The organism is Pantoea sp. PSNIH1, from assembly GCF_007680655.1.
GTDB lineage: Bacteria > Pseudomonadota > Gammaproteobacteria > Enterobacterales > Enterobacteriaceae > Pantoea > Pantoea eucrina.
In genome coordinates, this window is the sequence record NZ_VEIP01000001.1 from 832,560 (window position 1) to 849,732 (window position 17,173).

General features: G+C 56.9%; 20 protein-coding genes. 10 read left to right on the forward strand and 10 right to left on the reverse strand.

The annotated features are described in order from the left end of the window. Positions 1–38 precede the first annotated feature (38 nt). From tyrS to anmK, 4 genes are all read right to left on the reverse strand, one after another. Positions 39–1,313, reverse strand: a complete 1,275-nt coding sequence (gene tyrS / locus FS690_RS03815; RefSeq protein ID WP_039384166.1) for a tyrosine--tRNA ligase — start codon at positions 1,311–1,313, stop codon at positions 39–41. Between the two features lie 138 nt (positions 1,314–1,451). Next, positions 1,452–2,108, reverse strand: coding sequence for a pyridoxamine 5'-phosphate oxidase (gene pdxH, locus FS690_RS03820; RefSeq protein ID WP_145339099.1), 657 nt, complete (start codon positions 2,106–2,108; stop codon positions 1,452–1,454). A 19-nt stretch (positions 2,109–2,127) separates the two neighbouring features. Continuing rightward, entirely contained in the window at positions 2,128–2,457 is a 330-nt protein-coding gene (locus FS690_RS03825; protein WP_039384161.1) for an MliC family protein, read from the reverse strand. 9 nt (positions 2,458–2,466) lie between these two features. Continuing rightward, the gene (gene anmK / locus FS690_RS03830) at positions 2,467–3,588 is read right to left on the reverse strand and encodes an anhydro-N-acetylmuramic acid kinase (RefSeq protein ID WP_145339334.1); all 1,122 of its coding nucleotides are present in this window, start codon (positions 3,586–3,588) and stop codon (positions 2,467–2,469) included. 277 nt (positions 3,589–3,865) lie between these two features. On the opposite strand from anmK, the gene slyB reads away from it, so the two are divergent. Further along, a complete protein-coding gene (slyB, locus tag FS690_RS03835; protein WP_039384159.1) occupies positions 3,866–4,333 on the forward strand; it encodes an outer membrane lipoprotein SlyB in 468 nt (155 codons plus the stop codon). A 39-nt stretch (positions 4,334–4,372) separates the two neighbouring features. Here slyB and slyA read toward each other — a convergent pair whose 3' ends face one another. Further along, entirely contained in the window at positions 4,373–4,810 is a 438-nt protein-coding gene (gene slyA, locus FS690_RS03840; RefSeq protein WP_039384157.1) for a transcriptional regulator SlyA, read from the reverse strand. 151 nt (positions 4,811–4,961) lie between these two features. On the opposite strand from slyA, the gene FS690_RS03845 reads away from it, so the two are divergent. From FS690_RS03845 to FS690_RS03855, 3 genes are read left to right on the forward strand one after another with little or no spacing between them, the layout of a single operon-like run. Continuing rightward, positions 4,962–5,198, forward strand: coding sequence for a DUF1656 domain-containing protein (locus FS690_RS03845; RefSeq protein ID WP_039384154.1), 237 nt, complete (start codon positions 4,962–4,964; stop codon positions 5,196–5,198). A gap of 6 nt (positions 5,199–5,204) precedes the next feature. Then, positions 5,205–6,062, forward strand: a complete 858-nt coding sequence (locus FS690_RS03850; RefSeq protein ID WP_145339100.1) for an HlyD family secretion protein — start codon at positions 5,205–5,207, stop codon at positions 6,060–6,062. 7 nt (positions 6,063–6,069) lie between these two features. Continuing rightward, positions 6,070–8,076, forward strand: a complete 2,007-nt coding sequence (locus FS690_RS03855; protein ID WP_145339101.1) for an FUSC family protein — start codon at positions 6,070–6,072, stop codon at positions 8,074–8,076. On the opposite strand, the gene FS690_RS03860 is transcribed toward FS690_RS03855, so the two are convergent. The 4 genes from FS690_RS03860 to FS690_RS03875 form a co-directional block, all read right to left on the reverse strand. Next, positions 8,077–8,544: a hypothetical protein gene (locus FS690_RS03860; protein WP_039384148.1), complete on the reverse strand. Its 468-nt coding sequence runs from the start codon at positions 8,542–8,544 to the stop codon at positions 8,077–8,079. It lies immediately after the preceding gene. Positions 8,545–8,669: 125 nt separating this feature from the next. Then, positions 8,670–9,188, reverse strand: a complete 519-nt coding sequence (gene sodC / locus FS690_RS03865; protein WP_094111264.1) for a superoxide dismutase family protein — start codon at positions 9,186–9,188, stop codon at positions 8,670–8,672. Positions 9,189–9,269: 81 nt separating this feature from the next. After that, a complete protein-coding gene (locus FS690_RS03870; RefSeq protein WP_094111263.1) occupies positions 9,270–10,166 on the reverse strand; it encodes an aldo/keto reductase family oxidoreductase in 897 nt (298 codons plus the stop codon). Between the two features lie 64 nt (positions 10,167–10,230). After that, on the reverse strand, positions 10,231–10,500 hold the full coding sequence (locus FS690_RS03875; protein ID WP_186368970.1) for a DUF1289 domain-containing protein: 270 nt from the start codon (positions 10,498–10,500) through the stop codon (positions 10,231–10,233). Between the two features lie 184 nt (positions 10,501–10,684). Between FS690_RS03875 and eptA the strand changes: the two genes are divergently transcribed. The 5 genes from eptA to rnt all read left to right on the forward strand — a co-directional run bounded on the left by eptA (position 10,685) and on the right by rnt (position 15,399). Beyond that, a complete protein-coding gene (gene eptA, locus FS690_RS03880) occupies positions 10,685–12,322 on the forward strand; it encodes a phosphoethanolamine transferase EptA (protein WP_039384144.1) in 1,638 nt (545 codons plus the stop codon). 39 nt (positions 12,323–12,361) lie between these two features. Continuing rightward, positions 12,362–12,964 (forward strand): TetR/AcrR family transcriptional regulator, encoded by a 603-nt coding sequence (locus tag FS690_RS03885; RefSeq protein ID WP_039384141.1) that lies wholly within the window; start codon positions 12,362–12,364, stop codon positions 12,962–12,964. A 41-nt stretch (positions 12,965–13,005) separates the two neighbouring features. Further along, entirely contained in the window at positions 13,006–14,103 is a 1,098-nt protein-coding gene (locus FS690_RS03890) for an alkene reductase (RefSeq protein ID WP_039384139.1), read from the forward strand. Between the two features lie 96 nt (positions 14,104–14,199). Next, on the forward strand, positions 14,200–14,607 hold the full coding sequence (gloA, locus tag FS690_RS03895; protein WP_039384137.1) for a lactoylglutathione lyase: 408 nt from the start codon (positions 14,200–14,202) through the stop codon (positions 14,605–14,607). 108 nt (positions 14,608–14,715) lie between these two features. Continuing rightward, positions 14,716–15,399: a ribonuclease T gene (gene rnt / locus FS690_RS03900; protein WP_039384135.1), complete on the forward strand. Its 684-nt coding sequence runs from the start codon at positions 14,716–14,718 to the stop codon at positions 15,397–15,399. Between the two features lie 38 nt (positions 15,400–15,437). Here rnt and FS690_RS03905 read toward each other — a convergent pair whose 3' ends face one another. After that, complete coding sequence (locus tag FS690_RS03905; protein WP_021506217.1) at positions 15,438–15,770, reverse strand: Grx4 family monothiol glutaredoxin; 333 nt, start codon at positions 15,768–15,770, stop codon at positions 15,438–15,440. 352 nt (positions 15,771–16,122) lie between these two features. Between FS690_RS03905 and FS690_RS03910 the strand changes: the two genes are divergently transcribed. Further along, the gene (locus FS690_RS03910; RefSeq protein ID WP_039384133.1) at positions 16,123–16,911 is read left to right on the forward strand and encodes a C40 family peptidase; all 789 of its coding nucleotides are present in this window, start codon (positions 16,123–16,125) and stop codon (positions 16,909–16,911) included. Positions 16,912–17,173: the final 262 nt, after the last annotated feature.

Sequence of the window (17,173 nt, forward strand, 5' to 3'; positions counted from 1 at the left end):
CTTGCCATGAAAAAGGGCCGGAAACCGGCCCTGACACCTTACTGCCAGTTTATCAGGCAGTAGTGTTTTTTGCCGCGACGCAGCAACGTAAAGCGACCAAACAGCTTGTCGCTGTCGCTGAAACGATACTCGGCATCCGCCTGTTTTTCTCCGTTCACAGAGACCGCATTAGAGCCGATCATCGTCCGGGCCTGGCCGCGCGACGGCACCAGCTCTGCGGCAACCAGCGCCTGCTGCAGATCGTCTTCCGCGCTGAGCGTGATAACCGGCATGCCGTCCTGTGCCAGCTGCTCAAAATCTGCTTCGGTCATGTCGCTCAGGCTCCCTGAGAACAGGCTCTCGGTGATCCTTCTGGCCGCAGCCAGTCCTGCATCACCGTGCACCAGGCGCGTAACCTGCTCGGCCAGCACGTACTGGGCGCGTGGCGCTTTGCCGCTGTTTTTGTCCTCTTCTTCGAGCGCGTTAATCTCATCCAGGCTCATAAAGGTAAAGAACTTCAGGAAGCGGTAGACATCTGCGTCAGCGGTGTTGATCCAGAACTGGTAAAACTTGTAAGGACTGGTTTTTTTCGCATCCAGCCAGACCGCGCCGCCTTCTGTTTTACCGAACTTGGTGCCATCTGATTTTGTAATAAGCGGCACGGTCAGGCCAAAGGCCTGCTGCTGATGCAGACGACGGGTCAGGTCGATACCGGAGGTGATATTTCCCCACTGATCGGAGCCGCCAATCTGCAGCACCACGCCATAACGCTTGTAAAGCTCGGCAAAATCGTAGCCCTGCAGCAGGTTGTAAGAGAACTCCGTGTAGGAGATCCCCTGATCCTCACGATTCAGACGCTGTTTAACCGCTTCCCGGTTGATCATCTGATTAACAGAGAAGTGCTTGCCGATATCGCGCAGGAAAGTCAGCACGTTCATGCCACCAAACCAGTCGTAGTTGTTAGCCGCGATAGCGCTGTTATCGCCGCAGTCAAAGCTAAGGAACGGGGCAACCTGGTTGCGGATCTTCTCTACCCACTCGCCTACGGTTTCACTGGTATTGAGTTTACGTTCCGCGGCTTTAAAGCTGGGATCGCCAATCAGACCGGTGGCTCCACCCACCAGCGCAACCGGCTTGTGGCCGGCATCCTGAAAACGCTTCAGGCAGAGCAGCGGCACCAGATGGCCCAAATGCAAGCTGTCGGCGGTAGGGTCAAAGCCGCAATAGAGGGCAATTGGCCCTTGCGCCAGTCGCTCTGCTAACGCTTCTTCATCCGTTACCTGGGCCACAAGGCCACGTTCCTGCAATTGTTGTATCAGGTTACTGCTGGTCATCACTGACTCCAAATTGATCGGGCTGCACCTGGGCTGGTACACAGCTTTCCGCTACGATGCGGAGACGAAAAAAAAGAGGGCTATAGCATAAAGCGCTGACGCTCACGGCGCCAGCGCTGAAACGGGGAAAAGCGGGTTTTACGGTGCTAACCGGTCAATCGTCCAGCCATTCTCACTGCGCTGATAGAGAAAACGATCGTGCAGCCGGTGTTCGCCGCCCTGCCAGAACTCAATGGCAGAAAACCGCACGCAGTATCCGCCCCAGAACGAGGGCAGCGGGACGTCGCCCTGCTGAAATTTCTGCGTAAGTTCCAGAAACTTGCTCTCCAGTACGCTGCGCGCAGAGATACGGCTCGACTGTTTAGAAACCCAGGCACCAATCTGGCTGTCGCGGGGGCGGCTATGGAAATATTTTATGACCTCCAGCGGCGAGAGCTTCTCCGCCTCGCCCAGTACCATCACCTGACGCTCCAGAAAGTGCCACGGGAGATGCAGCGAGATGCGCGGGTTTTCTGCCAGCTGCAGCGCTTTACGGCTGCCAAGGTTGGTATAAAAGACAAAGCCTGCAGCATCGTAGTGCTTGAGCAGCACAATGCGCTGATAAGGCTGACCGCTGCTGTCTACCGTCGCCACCGTCATGGCGGTGGGATCGGGCAGCTGCGCGGCACACGCCTGCTGCAGCCACTGTTCAAACAGGACCAGAGGATCGTCCGGCAAATCTTTGCGCCGCAAGCCGCCGCGGGTATATTCCCGGCGCAGATGGGCAATCTGTTGCAGGCTGTCGCTGTCGCTCATAGCGTCTCTCTTAATCGTATTAAGACCGGTTGGTGTTCGCCGCGTCCTGCAGTTCGCAGTCGTTGATAATGATTCTGTCATTGCGCTCAACAAAAGCGCTGTTGCCTTTCGACCAGAAAACGTAGTGGTCGTCACTGTAGCGCGCGCCCGACGCGGAGACGGTCTGTTTCAGCGTCAGCGGCTTGCCATCAAGAATAAAGCTGACCTCTTCTTTGCTGTTATCCAGCGTGACCGTCAGCGGCAGCGTGCCGCACTGGTAGTGCAGCGTTTCGGGCTGCGGGGCCGGCTTCTGCAGCATACCGCAGCCGCTCAGTGCCAGGCAGCCCGCTGCCAGCATATATCTCTTCATTACTTCTCCTTATCGTGTCGGCCGGCTATTTGCCGGATAGATAGCACCCAGCACGCTCATTTCACGCGCCCCGGTGACCGCAGGCAGATTGCCTGGCAGGCCAGAGAGGGTCCGGAACGCCAGCCAGGCAAAGGCCAGCGCTTCCATATCATCGCCGCTGACGCCCGCGGCATCGGTAGTGGTCACCTCGGTGCCGGGAAGATGCGCCGCGAGCCGCCCCATGAGCAGCGGATTGCGGCCACCTCCGCCGCACACCAGCAGACGGTCACAGCCGTTACTGAGCTGGATCTGCTGTGCAATTGTCAGCGCCGTCAGTTCGCTTAGCGTAGCCTGCACATCCTCCGGTGCCAGCGCAGGAAAAGCCTGTAGCTGACGCTCTATCCAGTCAGGATTAAAGTACTCACGCCCGGTGCTTTTCGGCGGCGGCAGCGCAAACCAGGGATCGTTCAGCATCTGCTCCAGCAGCGCGGGTACCACCTGCCCGCTGGCGGCCCAGGTCCCGTTATGATCGTAGCTTACCCCCTGATGACGCCAGATCCAGGCATCAATCAGCATATTGCCGGGTCCGGTATCAAAGCCCCGCACCGGCTGCCCCGGGATCAGCAGCGACAGGTTAGCGATGCCGCCAATATTCAGCACCATGCGGCGTTCACTGCTGTCCATGAGCAGCGCCTGATGAAACGCAGGCACCAGCGGCGCACCCTGCCCGCCCAGCGCCATATCGCGCCGGCGAAAATCGCCGACTACGGTCACGCCGGTGGCGGCGGCAATCTGGTTATTATCGCCAATCTGCAGCGTATTAGGGGCGAAGCTGCCGGGTTCATGCCAGACGGTCTGACCGTGGCAGCCGATGGCCACAATGTCATCGGCTTCCAGCGCCTGCTGACGCATCAGGGTGACCACCGCTTCAGCAAACAGCTTACCCAGCTCGGTGTCCAGCTGCCCGAGCTGCGACAGCGTCAGCGGCTGTCCCTGGCATATAGCCAGTACCCGCTGCCGCAGTGCGGGCGGAAACGGGTGACAGTAGCTCGCCTGCTGCGCCACCATGTGACGGTCGATCGCCGCCAGCACCACGTCCACGCCATCCAGACTGGTGCCTGACATCACTCCTATATAGCGTCCTGACTTTATCACGATAGCTCCTCGTTATCGGGCGGGCGCCGGCGCCGGCACTCTGCTGATGCCGCCTTTCTAATATGATGATAACTTTCTGCTTTTCACTCTGCCATGCGCAGTGCAGCAGAGCAGAAATATTTTTACCGGCGGATTGAATTTTTGTTGATGAGGCATACTCTATGCTGCGACTCTGGTACTGATTGTGCGGCATGGCATCCATGCGTCGCTTTCTGTCTTATACTCTGTGCAGAGCAGGATGAGAACATGGCGTTTTTTATAAAGGAGCTTTCTGATGATTAAGCGTTTCATAGCCGTGGCCCTCGCTGGTGTAACGCTGGCAGGCTGTGTCAGCAATGACACCCTCTCAGGCGATGTTTACAGCGCCAGTGAAGCCAAGCAGGTCCAAAATGTGTCATACGGCACGCTGGTGTCAGTGCGCCCGGTTAAGATTCAGGGTGGCGATGACAGCAATGTCATTGGTGCAATTGGCGGTGCGGTGCTGGGTGGTTTCCTGGGTAACACCATCGGTGGTGGTGCAGGTCGCAGCCTGGCGACGGCGGGCGGTGCGGTACTGGGCGGCGTTGCGGGCCAGGGCGTACAGGGTGCCGTTAACAAATCTAACGGCGTTGAGCTGGAAATCCGCAAAGATGATGGTAATACCATCATGGTCGTGCAGAAGCAGGATGCGAGCCGCTACTCACCAGGCCAGCGCGTGGTACTGGCCTCTAACGGCAGCCAGGTCACAGTCTCTCCGCGCTAACTCTGACGCGCAAAAAAACCGACGCCTGGCGTCGGTTTTTTATTTTTCGCGATGCTGTAATTCGAGAATATTTTTCTCAAGCCGCGCAATCAGCGTGACCATCTGATTGATCTCCTCGGCGCTGATGCCAGCCAGGATATCGTCGCGGGTTGCATCAATAACGTGCTCTACCTGCCCGATAATCGGTGCGGCTTCTTTGGTCAGCCTGATGCGTTTCGCCCGCCGATCGTTTGCGCAGGTGGAGCGGGTGATCAGTCCCTTCTCTTCCAGCTGATCCAGCGTGCGCACCAGCGAAGGCTGCTCAATACCGATCGCTTTAGCCAGCTGGATCTGCGACTGTTCTGGCGGAAGTTGATGAATATTATGCAAAGTCACCCAGTGCGTTTGTGTCAGCTCCAGCGGCTTCAGGCGCTGATCGATTAACGCGCGCCAGATGCGCACCAGGCGCGACAGGTCGGTTCCAAGTGGCGTATCCATTTCATCTCCTTATAATTAGCTTGCTAGCTATCAAGCCAGATTTTACACTATTTTGCGAGTTTACAGGACAAAATACAAATAGCAGGCCAGACGTAGTGGATATCGCTACGCTTATCATGACATTGCCTGAGTCAACAAAGGATGATGACACATGCCCACCCCTGATTTTCCTGCAGCAGCGCCCCTGACCGATCTGGTCTTTGGTGCCTCACTGCTGTTTCCGCCGCTGTTTAAGGCCGTGCTGCTCGGCTTTTTTTTCTGGCTGCTGATCCATCCTCTGCTGCGCGACCGGCTCTATGCCGGTGATATCTGGCACCCCACTCTGCTGGATCTCTCACTGTTTGTGCTTTGCGTGTCAGCCGCGCTGTGGCTGGTGCAATATGGATAACCGACCATGACCTTTAATCCCCTGAAATATTTCTCGACCCTGATTGTTTTTGCGCTGGCGCTGCTGGCCGCCTGGTGGATGTGGAATACCTACATGCAGGCGCCCTGGACACGCGACGGCAAAGTGCGCGCTGAACTGGTTGATGTGACGCCTGAGATCTCCGGCCGCATTACTCAGCTGCGGGTGCGGGACAATCAGCGCGTACACAAAGGCGACGTGCTGCTTGAGCTTGATGCAAAACCGTGGCAAATTGCGGTAGCGAGCGCTGAAGCACAGCTGGCGAAAGCACAGAGCGATCTGGCAAAAGCGCAGCATGAAGCGCGGCGGCGGGCACAACTGCCGCGTAATGTTATTTCAGCAGAAGATCGGGATATCGCTCAGCTAACCGCTGAAGCGGCTGCCGCTACGGAGAAAGCGGCGCAGGCGACGCTGGATCAGGCGCGCTGGAATCTGCAGCAGACCACACTGACGGCTCCCACCGATGGCTGGATAACCAATCTGACGCTGCGTCCTGGCAACTATGCGACGGCGGGAACACCGCTGTTTGCACTGGTTGACAGTCATTCATGGTATGTCGTGGGCTATTTTGAAGAGACTAAACTGCGCCATATCCAGCCTGGTGCCGCAGCGCGAATTGCGCTCTATAGCGATGGCACCCGGCTGCAGGGAGAAGTAGAAAGCATCGGCAGCGCTATCTACGACCAGAGCGTAGCGACCGACAGCGGCCTGGTGCCGGATATCAAACCCAATGTTCCCTGGGTGCGGCTGGCGCAGCGGGTACCGGTACGTATCCGGCTGACGCAGCTGCCCGCTAATGTCCGGCTGGTTGCGGGCACCACCTGTACCATCTCTGTTGCGCACTGAGGCCAGCATGAAACTGCACTGGCTGGCGTGGCATAACCTGCCCTGGATCAGAGCCACACGCGGTGAATGGCGGAGCGCCCTGCGCATTAGCCTGGCGATGTGCCTGGCCCTGACTATGGCGTATCTGCTGCAGCTGGATGAGCCCTACTGGGCGATGACGTCGGCGGCGGTCGTGAGCTTTCCCGGACTGGGGGGTGCAATCAGTAAAAGCCTGGGGCGGATCGCCGGCAGCCTTACCGGCGCGCTCGCCGCGCTGCTGATTGCCGGTCACACGCTAAATGAGCCATGGCTGTTTGCTTTTTTTATGGCCAGCTGGCTGGCGCTCTGCACCTGGATCGCCAGCCATTATCAAAACAATGTCGCTTACGCTTTTTCCCTCGCTGGCTACACCGCCGCTATCATCGCGTTCAGCAGCGTTAACGTCAGCGACACGGCTGAGCTCTGGACGATTACCCAGGCGCGCGTCTGTGAAGTCATCACCGGTATTCTCTGTGCGGGCATAATGCTGATGCTGCTGCCCGCTACCTCAGATGGCAGCCATCTGATGCGCTCGCTGCAGCAGATGCATCAGCGTCTGCTGCAGCACGCACGTTTGCTGCTGCAGGAGCGCGGCGAAACAGCCCATCTTGCTCATGAGCAGGTTATCAGTGAAATTCTGACCATGAATCTGCTGCGCATTCAGGCATTCTGGAGCCATTACCGCTACCGCCGGCAGAATAGCGTGCTGAACTATGTGCTCCACCAGCAGCTGCGGCTGACCAGCATGCTCTCAGGCCTGCGCCGTATGCTGCTCAACTGGCCCGATGCACCGGACGACGTGCAGGAGGCATTAGCGCAGGTGCTGGAGCAGCTTACCCGGCCGCAGTGCGATAAATATTGCATCGCGCGCATCCTGAGCCGCGTGACGCCGCCTGACAGCGGTGATTTTCGTCAGCGCGCTTTTGTCACGCGTCTGCATACCTTCTGCCGCCTCTGGCTGGACGTGCAGCGCTGGATCCGTCTGCTGCAGCACCCCGAAACCGGCGTCCGTTTTCAGCCACCGCGCGTTCCGGCACTGTCGCGTGAAGCTGACAGCGTTGAGGCGGCCTGGAGCGCCCTGCGCACGTTTACCGTTATTATGCTGGGCTGTGCTTTCTGGATTGTTACCCGCTGGGAATCGGGTGCCGCAGCGCTGACGCTGACGGCTATCGCCAGCGTACTTTACGCCTCAGCCCCTTCGCCCGGCGGCAGCGTTCTGCTGCTGCTGCGTACTCTGCTCTGGCTGTCGCTGTTCAGTTTTCTGTTTCAGTATGGATTGATGGTGCAGATCAATGCGCTGGGCGGGTTTTTAGCCGTGCTTTTTCCGCTACTGCTGACGCTGCAGCTCTTCAGGTTACAGCAGAAAAAACGGGCGGCGCTGTGGGGGCAGTTCATTGTGTTCATGGGATCGTTTATCGCCGTCACCAATCCGCCTGAGTGGGATTTTCAGCGTTTTATTAATGACAACCTGGCAAAGGTGTGCGGCGTGTTGCTGGCGTGGATGGCCTTTCAGCTGCTGCGGCCGGGTTCTGATATGCGCCGCAGCCGCCGTTATATCCACGCTATTCGTTACGCTTTTCTCGACCAGCTGCGCAGACGACCACGCCTGAGCGAATATCGTTTTGAATCACATATCTATCACCATATCGGCCAGCTGACGCAGAGCCGCGATGCGCAGGCCCGTCTCTGGCTGCTGCGCTGGGGCGTTGTTCTGCTGAACTGCTCGCATATTGTCTGGCAGCTGCGCCAGTGGCAGCCTGCGGATAGCGCGCTGGCGCAGCTGCGCGACCAGAGTATTCAGGATCTGCACCCGATCATGAGCCGGCGCGGCGTGCAGCATCGCGCCCTGGAGCAGACGCTGCAGGCGCTGCAGGCGCTTGATAAACAGATATCCCGGCCCGGTTCAGAGGTCAGCGGTGAAGCGAATACGCTGGCAGGCATGTTATGGCAGCTTCGCTGTGCGCTGGCTCAGCTGCAGCAGGCGCTGCCGGAGTAATTACCGGCAATATTTTGCCCACTGATTCTGAAAATCGGTTTGCAGCTGCGCCAGCGTTTTACGATCTTCAAACCGGCTTTTATCCTGTTCGCTCTCCGGCCTGATCACCAGCGCTTTTTCATCATAAGAGTAGATAAAGCGGCGGGTCAGCGTGGTTCCGGTAAAGCTGCGCCCCTGAATTGAGCCGCAGACCACCGGGATAGTCTGCGTATAGATCGCCGTATTGAGGAAATTGGTTTCGCTGGCGCTACGCAGCACGTTCTGGCAATGGTGCTTTTCCAGCTGCTGCACGCTGTGCGGCGTCAGCCACTCCCGGCCGCGGGCGATATGCTCGCAGCTGGCGCGCAGCGGACTGGTATCTATATTGCGCTGCAGCTGACGGCTGGCGTCGAGACGCAGCTGCGTATCCCTGGGCCGATCGCACCCTGCAAGTAACAGTGCCAGCAGCACTATCCCTAAGCTTTTCATTCCTGCCCCTGAGTGGTTCCCTGACTGTATCGCTATGATAGAGCGGAATAATCGTCCTGAGTAGCATTAAACGGTGTCAGAATTTTATTGCAGCGGGCAGCCCTTGCTGCGCTACCCGCGGTTGATCAGATTACGCCACAGGCAAGACGCGCCCCTCCGCCTCCCAGCGGTTCAGGATGATCGGCATGGTTATCACCGCCCACGTGAACCATCAGCGCCTTACCTTTAATATCACTGAGCGATTTCAGACGCGGCGCAACCACCGGATAGCTGGCTTTGCCGTCATCTGTAACATAGAGGGCCGGCAGATCGCCGAGGTGCCCGTCGGCATAAGGACCGAGATGTTTGCCGCTGTTCTGCGGATCAAGATGGCCACCTGCAGCGCCGGCTGCCACGGTTTTCCCCTGCGACTCGCCAGGTTCACAGCTGCCTTTAGCATGCACATGGAAACCATGGATGCCCGGTTTCATACCGGATAACGCCGGGGTAAATTGCAAACCGTAGTCCGTTTCCGTAATGGTCACTTTACCCACGGCCTCGCCGACGCCCTGGGCGGAAACCTGATGCAGCGTGACCTCCTGAGAAGCAGCGCTGGCACCGGCCGAACAGGCTAGCGTAATAAGAGCAATAAGCGTTCTTTTCATAACGTCTCCTTACGGTTGATAGACCCGATAAGTCTGGACGCTTTTTGCCCGCGCTGCTGCAGTTTGACGAAGCTTTACGCTTCAGGGCACATCGTAGCCGAGCGCGGCTTTACGGATACGGAACCACTGCTGGCGATTAAGCGTCAGCGCAGCCGCCTCTGCCGCCTGACCGATGCGGCCGGTTTTACCGGAGCCGATGATCGGCAGTGGCCGGGATGGCAGCATCATAATCCAGGCATAGACCACCTGCTCAATCGTGGCCGCACCGATCTCCTGCTGAACCTGGCTCAGCTCGTCGCGCAGCGGCTGGTAGTGTGGATCGCTGAACAGACGGCCGCCGCCGAGGCAGGACCACGCCATAGGACGCATCCGCGCCTGCTGACACTGATCGAGCGTGCCATCCAGCAGCGCGGTCTGCTCCAGCGGCGAGATCTCCAGCTGGTTGGTCACCAGCGTAAACGGCAGGCGCGACTGCAGCAGCGAAAACTGCGCCGGGGTAAAATTTGAGACGCCAAAATGACGCACTTTACCGCTCTGGTGCAGCTGCATAAACGCTTCGGCCACTTCATCGGCATCCATTAGCGGATCGGGACGATGGATCAGCAGCAGGTCGAGGTAGTCAGTCGCAAAATGCGTGAGCGAGTTTTCCGCACTGCGAAGAATGTGGCTGGCATCGGTGATGTAGTGTCCGATCTGATGCTCAGGTTTGGCCCGCGTTGCGATGCCGCACTTAGTCACAATCTGCAGCTGTTCGCGCAGCTGTGGCGCCAGGCGCAGCGCAGCGCCAAACGCCGCCTCGCACTGATAGTCACCGTAGATATCCGCATGATCGACCGTGGTCAGCCCGAGGGAGAGATGATACTCAATGAATGAGACCAGCTGCTGTGGTGTCATCCCCCACTCCATTAACCGCCAGTAGCCGACCACCAGAGGAGAGAACGCCGGCCCCTGAGGGGAGATAGCCTGTGGTTGTAACATAACAAAACTCCCTGCATTGAATGTTAAAAAAGGGAGTATAACGAAATGAGGACAGAAGCGGCGTTTAAAACAGCGAGGGCTGCTGCGGATCCTGATCCGCATCCGGTTTTTGCTGACGCTGCAGGCGCAGATAGCGCTGCCGGCACAGCCTTAGCACTTCACGCTTCTGCGCATCGCTGAAGCGCATCCAGTTAAAACGCTCTTCACGACTTCGCAGGCAGCCGCGACAATAGCCGCGCGCATCGGTCTGACAGATGCCGCGACAGGGGCTGGGTACCGGGAAAAAATCGAGTTGTTCAGCCACATCTGCCTCTGATTCGCTACTGGATAACATAGTGATAACAGTTTCCGCGTGAACTGCAAGCTGCGGTGCTAAAAGAAAGCGTGCCTGCCCGGCTCTCTGATCTAATCAATAAGTGTTATTTAACTTTAACAATAACGTCATCTGAAGTGCGTTTAAGGTTATCCTCAGATTTCTTCTCTACTGTGCGTCCATTCTGACTTGATAATGAACCTCAATGAAACCTGCCATTAAGTTACAGTGTCACGAAAACCGGTTTAATCTGCTGGCTGCCCTGCTGTTCGCGCTGATTCTGAACGCGCTGTTTCTGCAACAGGCGTGGAAAATCATCACCTATACCCGTCTGCACGACTACCTTTTTGCTGCCAGCATGCCGGTCGTGCTGACGGCCGCATTTTATCTTCTGTTTTGCCTGTTTGCCTGGCCATGGGTTCGCAAGCCACTGCTGATCGTACTGGTACTGATCAGTGCAGCAGCCAGCTACTTTATGTTCAGCTTTGGGACGGTAATCGACACCAATATGGTGGCCAACGTCTTTGAATCCAGCGTACAGGAGGCGGGTGCGCTGGTAAGCCCGCGCTGGCTGGTCTGGATGCTGCTGATGGGGTTGCTGCCGGTGCTGCTTATCGTCTTCGTGCGCGTCAGGCGCAGTCAGCGCTGGTGGTGGAGCATCCTGCAGCGGCTGGCGGGAGCGCTGGGGGCGCTGCTGGTGATCCTGCTGATGGCTGCCCTGTTCTACAAAGATTATGCGTCGCTGATCCGTAACAACAAAGGGCTGGTAAAAATGATCACGCCAGCCAATGTGATTAGCGGTGCTGGCCATTATGTCGATAAGCGCTATCTGCAGGGCAGCCAGGCGCTGATTAAAATCGGGCAGGATGCCCGCAAAGGCCCGCTGATCGCGCAGGCAGCTAAAAAAACCCTGGTGGTGCTGGTTGTGGGAGAAACGGCACGCGCGGAGAACTTTTCGCTGGGCGGCTATGCGCGCCAGACCAATCCGGAGCTGCAGAAGCAGCAGGTGATTTACTATCCGCATGCGACCTCCTGCGGCACCGAGACGGCGGTTTCTGTACCCTGCATGTTCTCGGTGATGCCGCGCGAGCATTACGATGCTGACCTGGCACATCACCAGGAGGGCGTACTGGATGTGCTGGCGCACGCCGGAGTCAGCGTATTGTGGCGCGAGAATGATGGTGGCTGTAAAGGCGCCTGCGACCGCGTGCCGCATACTGACATGACGCAGTGGTCGTTACCGCAATACTGCCATAGCGGATTCTGCCTCGATGACGTGCTGCTGCACCGCTTCGATAACTACGTTGACAGTTTACATAACGACAGCGTGATCGTGCTGCATCAGATGGGAAGCCACGGCCCGGCCTACTATCTGCGCTATCCGGCTGCGTTCCGTCGTTTTACACCCACCTGTGACAGTAATCAGATTCAGGATTGCGATCCGCAGGCGCTGGTCAACACCTATGACAATACCCTGCTTTATACCGACAGCATGCTTAGCCAGACTATCGACAAGCTAAAAGCGCTGAGCGACCGCTTTAACGTGGCGCTGGTTTATCTTTCGGATCATGGTGAGTCGCTGGGCGAACACGGTATGTACCTGCACGGCGCGCCCTGGATGCTCGCCCCGTCACAGCAGACGCATATTCCGCTGCTGATGTGGTTCTCACCCGGCTATGCCAGCGCGTTTCATCTGGATGAAAGCTGTCTGCGGCGGCAGGCCGCAACGCAACCGGTCTCCCAGGATAACCTGTTTCATACGCTGCTGGGCCTGTTTGACATCCGGACGCAGGTTTATCAGCCGCAGCTGGATATGATCAAATCGTGCCAGCAGAAAAGCTGACGCTTGCATTAGACCGACTGGTCTACTAGGCTTTTGCTCATGAATAAAAGTGTGCAACGTAATGAAACCCGTGAACACCTGCTCGCTACCGGCGAGCAGGTTTGTCTGCAGCGCGGCTTTACCGGAATGGGACTTAACGAAGTACTCACGCTGGCGGCCGTGCCAAAAGGGTCCTTCTATTACTATTTCCGCTCTAAAGAGGCGTTTGGCGTTGCGCTGCTGGAGCGCTATTTCGTCAATTATCTGCAGCAGATCAATCAGCAGCTGACGCTGCCATCCCTGCCTGCACGTCAGCGGCTGCTGGCGCATTTTCGTTCAGGCCGGCAGCTGTTTGCTGAGCAGGGGCTTATTATGGGCTGCCTGGGCGTCAAGCTGTCGGCTGAGGTATGCGATCTCTCAGAGCCGATGCGCGATGCGCTGCAGCGCGGCGCCAGCGCCATTATTGCCGCTTACGCACACTGCCTGACCGAGGCTGCGGCTGAACAGCCGCTGCTATTTAATCAGACTCCGGTGCAGCTTGCGCAGCGTTGCTATCTGCTCTGGCTGGGCGCCAGTCTGCAGAGCAAAATTTCCCGCGAACCAGATCCGATTAATCTGGCACTCAGCACTATCGAACAGTGGCTTAACGGCCCGCATTTTTAAAACAGATGTTTATAGACGACCGGTCTAATAGAGGAATTACTATGGCGAGCAAACAGCTATTTTCCCCGCTGAAAGTGGGTGCAGTTACCGTTCCTAACCGCGTATTCATGGCACCGCTGACGCGGCTGCGCAGCATTGAGCCGGGTGATGTTCCCACGCCGATGATGGCTGAGTACTACCAGCAGCGTGCCGGAGCGGGCCTGATTATTACTGAAGCGACGCAGGTCTCTTTTCAGGCTAAAGGCTATGCGGGCGCACCAGGCCTGCATACGCAGCAGCAGATTGATGCATGGAAGATGATCAACGAAGGCATTCACGCTGCTCAGGGCCACGTTGCGGTCCAGCTGTGGCATACCGGCCGCATTTCACATTACAGCGTGCAGCCAGAAGGCAATGCACCGGTTGCGCCTTCTGCCCTGCCAGCCGGTACCCGTACCTCGCTGCGCGCCGCTGACGGCAGCGTGTATCGCGAAGAGACCTCCGTGCCGCGCGAACTGACCGTCGATGAAATTAAACAGATTGTGCAGGATTTCGGCCAGGCTGCAGCCAATGCCCGCGAGGCTGGCTTTGACCTGCTTGAGCTGCACTCAGCGCACGGCTATCTGATGCACCAGTTCCTGTCGCCTGACTCAAACAAGCGCGACGACGAGTATGGCGGCTCGATTGAAAAGCGCGGCCGCTTTGCGCTGGAAGTTGTGGATGCAGCGATCGCCAACTGGTCTGCCGATCGCGTCGGGATCCGCGTTTCACCTGTCGGGGCGTTCCAGAACCTGGAAAATGGCCCGGACGAAGAGGAAGCTGCGCTCTGGTATATCAGTGAACTGGGCAAACGCGGCCTGGCCTATCTGCACCTTTCTGAGCCAGACTGGGCGGGTGGCAAACCTTACACTGATGCGTTCCGCGAAAAAGTCCGCACGGCTTTCCCCGGTGTGATCATCGGTGCCGGCGCCTACAGCGTGGAAAAAGCGGATGATTTGATCGCGCGCGGCCTGATTGATGCCGTGGCGTTTGGCCGCGACTTTATTGCCAACCCGGACCTGGTTGCCCGCCTGCAGCAGGATGCTCCGCTTAACCCGCAGCGCCCGGAGAGTTTCTACGGCGGCGGTGCGGAAGGTTACATCGACTACCCGACGCTGTAACCGGCAGCTGCCGCATAACGATGCGGCAGCCCCGTCACCCGCTATACTTGTACTGTTTCTGCGTCAAAATCTGACCATGTTAAAAAAGAGGATGTTATGCGTTTACTTCACACCATGTTACGCGTTGGCGATCTGCAACGCTCAATTGACTTCTATACCCGCGTACTGGGTATGCGCGTGCTGCGTCAGAGTGAAAATGCAGAATATAAATATACTCTGGCATTTGTTGGCTACACCGAAGAGAGCGAAGGTGCGGTCATTGAGCTGACCTATAACTGGGGTACGGAAAAATATGACCTTGGGAACGCCTATGGTCACATCGCGCTGGGCGTAGACGATGTCGCCGCAACCTGCGAGCGCATCCGTAGCGCGGGCGGCAACGTAACCCGTGAGGCGGGCCCGGTTAAAGGTGGCAGCACGATTATTGCGTTTGTTGAAGATCCCGATGGCTATAAAATTGAGCTGATTGAAAACAAGCATGCCGGTAATGGCCTTGGTAACTGATGCCTGACGCCAGCCCGCAAATTTGCGGGCTGGTTTTTCTCATCTGCTGCACCCTCCCGCCTTTTTTGCCATAATGCGCGCTGCCCTTTTCACTGCTATGAGATCCTGATGTCTGAATCGAACGCCCAGAACGCCCTTAACCAACGCTTTCGCGGCTTTTATCCGGTAGTTATCGATGTCGAAACCGCCGGTTTTAATGCGCAGACTGATGCGCTGCTGGAGATTGCCGCCACGACCCTGAAAATGGATGAGGATGGCTGGCTGCAGCGTGACGAAACCCAGCATTTTCACATTGAACCCTTTGCAGGTGCCCTTCTTCATCCTGAAGCGCTGGCGTTTACCGGTATCGATCCTGCGAACCCGCTGCGCGGCGCAGTGAGCGAATATGAAGCGCTGCACGCCATCTTTAAACAGGTGCGCAAAGGGCTTAAAGAGAGCGGCTGCAACCGGGCGATTATTGTGGCGCATAATGCCAACTTTGATCACAGCTTCGTTACGGCGGCGGCTGAGCGCGCCAGCCTGAAACGCAACCCCTTTCATCCGTTTGCCACCTTTGATACGGCGGCGCTGAGCGGGCTGGTGCTGGGACAGACGGTGCTGGCAAAAGCGTGCAAGGCGGCAGGTATCGATTTTGACAGCACGCAGGCGCACTCGGCGCTTTATGATACAGAGCAGACGGCAATGCTGTTTTGCGAGCTGGTAAACCGCTGGAAACGTTTAGGTGGCTGGCCGCTGGCGCTAAATGACGCTGAGGCAGAGAGCGAAGCGTCAGGCGAAAGCGCGGCAGAGTAAGAGAATGAAAAAGGCCGGCACAGCGCCGGCCTTTTAATTTATTCCGCTTCTTTGTGTTTCTCAGCGGTTTCTTTGATCAGCGGCTGAAGTTCACCGCGCTGGAACATCTCAACGATGATGTCGCAGCCGCCGACCAGCTCCCCATCCACCCACAGCTGCGGGAAGGTTGGCCAGTTAGCGTATTTTGGCAGTTCAGCACGGATATCAGGATTCTGCAGGATATCAACATACGCGAAGCGTTCGCCACAGGCAGAGAGCGCCTGAACAGCCTGAGCTGAGAAGCCGCAGCTTGGCAGTTTTGGCGATCCTTTCATATACAGCAGGATCGGGTTTTCTGCGATCTGGCGCTGAATTTTTTCAACAGTACTCATTTTTGCCTTCCTTAATTCTTCACTTCGTGTTTGTTTATTGTAGCGACTTCATCCCGCGACTGAAATCGGGAATTTGCCTCGCTGCGGCATGAATCGCCATGTTTGTTAAGTTTGCCGCCACGGGCGTATGACGAAGTGTGTATTAATACACGATTAGCAATAAATATGCTGCGTTAACCGCCTGAAACCGCTCATTTTTGCTGCACAGCCCTTGTGTTGATGGATTTAATAAAAAAGACCTTACCTTTTGTAAAAAAAGTGGATTAGAATCAATCCGGCGCTGATCGCTGATCAGAATTTTCTAATATTGCCGCGGTCTGCTTCTGCAGCCTGCCGAACCTGTAACCGGACTATGCGTTTACTGATTACGCTTTTCATACTGGCTTTTGCTCAGCTGTTTTTTAACGTGGCCGCTGCTTCACCGCACAAGCCGGTTAACGCCAGCCTGCAGAAAGCGGAGAAAAAGAGTGCGCGCGACGATGAGCGCCGCAAACGACGTCCGGTTAAAACCTCGGCTAAAAAAACACGCGTCACGCCCGTACAAAAAGTTAAATCGAAAAAAAGCCTGCACGCAGAACCGCCTGCGACCTCCCGTACCGCCCGTAAAAAAGCGCCCGCCCTCTCCGCCAGCAAAAAATATGGTCATCAGCGTACCAGCCGGAAAATAGCGGCCGCGGAAGAGAGTACCGATGCGCTGACCGGTATCAGGCTCAGCAAATCCCACCGTCTGCGCTACCAGAAGGCGCGTGAAACCGCCATGACTAAACTTATGGGCCAGCTGGGCAAACCTTATCAGTGGGGTGGCACCTCTCCGCTTACCGGATTCGATTGCAGTGGCCTGGTCTGGTACGCCTACAAAGATCTGGTCCGTTTCAAACTGCCGCGCACGGCCAACGAAATGTATCATCTGCGCGATGCCGCTCCCATCAAGCGCGAAATGCTGGAGAAAGGGGATCTGGTGTTTTTCCGCATCAATAATCGCGGTACAGCCGATCATGTTGGCGTTTATCTGGGTAACGGCAAATTTATTCAGTCGCCGCGTACCGGCAAGGATATCCAGATCAGCGCGCTGGGTGAAGATTACTGGCAGAAGCACTATGTTGGCGCACGCCGCATGATGACACCTAAAACCATTCGTTAGCGGTTGCGCAACACGCCGCGCGCGTTTTGGCCTGAACACATACCGGCTGCCGTAATCTAAATATTTTCGCCTGACCTCAGGTAAAAATCTCGTTTTATGCCCCTCACCTTGCTAGAATCGCCGCCTTTCGTTGCGCAACACCTTTTGCGCACGCTGCTGTCATTATCTGTTACGGTTAATTACTCGCCTTAAATCAGCCATTTTTATGCTGAAACCGGGCAGAAAACCCTGCGCAGACGCAAACGTTTAACACTATACTTAT

Excerpts from the sequence above, each read along its gene's own strand:
- tyrS (WP_039384166.1), bottom strand. The coding sequence starts at position 1,313 with ATGACCAGCAGTAACCTGATACAACAATTGCAGGAACGTGGCCTTGTG.
- pdxH (WP_145339099.1), bottom strand. The coding sequence starts at position 2,108 with ATGAGCGACAGCGACAGCCTGCAACAGATTGCCCATCTGCGCCGGGAA.
- FS690_RS03825 (WP_039384161.1), bottom strand. The coding sequence starts at position 2,457 with ATGAAGAGATATATGCTGGCAGCGGGCTGCCTGGCACTGAGCGGCTGC.
- slyB (WP_039384159.1), top strand. The coding sequence starts at position 3,866 with ATGATTAAGCGTTTCATAGCCGTGGCCCTCGCTGGTGTAACGCTGGCA.
- slyA (WP_039384157.1), bottom strand. The coding sequence starts at position 4,810 with ATGGATACGCCACTTGGAACCGACCTGTCGCGCCTGGTGCGCATCTGG.
- FS690_RS03845 (WP_039384154.1), top strand. The coding sequence starts at position 4,962 with ATGCCCACCCCTGATTTTCCTGCAGCAGCGCCCCTGACCGATCTGGTC.
- FS690_RS03850 (WP_145339100.1), top strand. The coding sequence starts at position 5,205 with ATGACCTTTAATCCCCTGAAATATTTCTCGACCCTGATTGTTTTTGCG.
- FS690_RS03855 (WP_145339101.1), top strand. The coding sequence starts at position 6,070 with ATGAAACTGCACTGGCTGGCGTGGCATAACCTGCCCTGGATCAGAGCC.
- FS690_RS03860 (WP_039384148.1), bottom strand. The coding sequence starts at position 8,544 with ATGAAAAGCTTAGGGATAGTGCTGCTGGCACTGTTACTTGCAGGGTGC.
- sodC (WP_094111264.1), bottom strand. The coding sequence starts at position 9,188 with ATGAAAAGAACGCTTATTGCTCTTATTACGCTAGCCTGTTCGGCCGGT.
- FS690_RS03870 (WP_094111263.1), bottom strand. The coding sequence starts at position 10,166 with ATGTTACAACCACAGGCTATCTCCCCTCAGGGGCCGGCGTTCTCTCCT.
- FS690_RS03875 (WP_186368970.1), bottom strand. The coding sequence starts at position 10,500 with ATGTTATCCAGTAGCGAATCAGAGGCAGATGTGGCTGAACAACTCGAT.
- eptA (WP_039384144.1), top strand. The coding sequence starts at position 10,685 with ATGAAACCTGCCATTAAGTTACAGTGTCACGAAAACCGGTTTAATCTG.
- FS690_RS03885 (WP_039384141.1), top strand. The coding sequence starts at position 12,362 with ATGAATAAAAGTGTGCAACGTAATGAAACCCGTGAACACCTGCTCGCT.
- FS690_RS03890 (WP_039384139.1), top strand. The coding sequence starts at position 13,006 with ATGGCGAGCAAACAGCTATTTTCCCCGCTGAAAGTGGGTGCAGTTACC.
- gloA (WP_039384137.1), top strand. The coding sequence starts at position 14,200 with ATGCGTTTACTTCACACCATGTTACGCGTTGGCGATCTGCAACGCTCA.
- rnt (WP_039384135.1), top strand. The coding sequence starts at position 14,716 with ATGTCTGAATCGAACGCCCAGAACGCCCTTAACCAACGCTTTCGCGGC.
- FS690_RS03905 (WP_021506217.1), bottom strand. The coding sequence starts at position 15,770 with ATGAGTACTGTTGAAAAAATTCAGCGCCAGATCGCAGAAAACCCGATC.
- FS690_RS03910 (WP_039384133.1), top strand. The coding sequence starts at position 16,123 with ATGCGTTTACTGATTACGCTTTTCATACTGGCTTTTGCTCAGCTGTTT.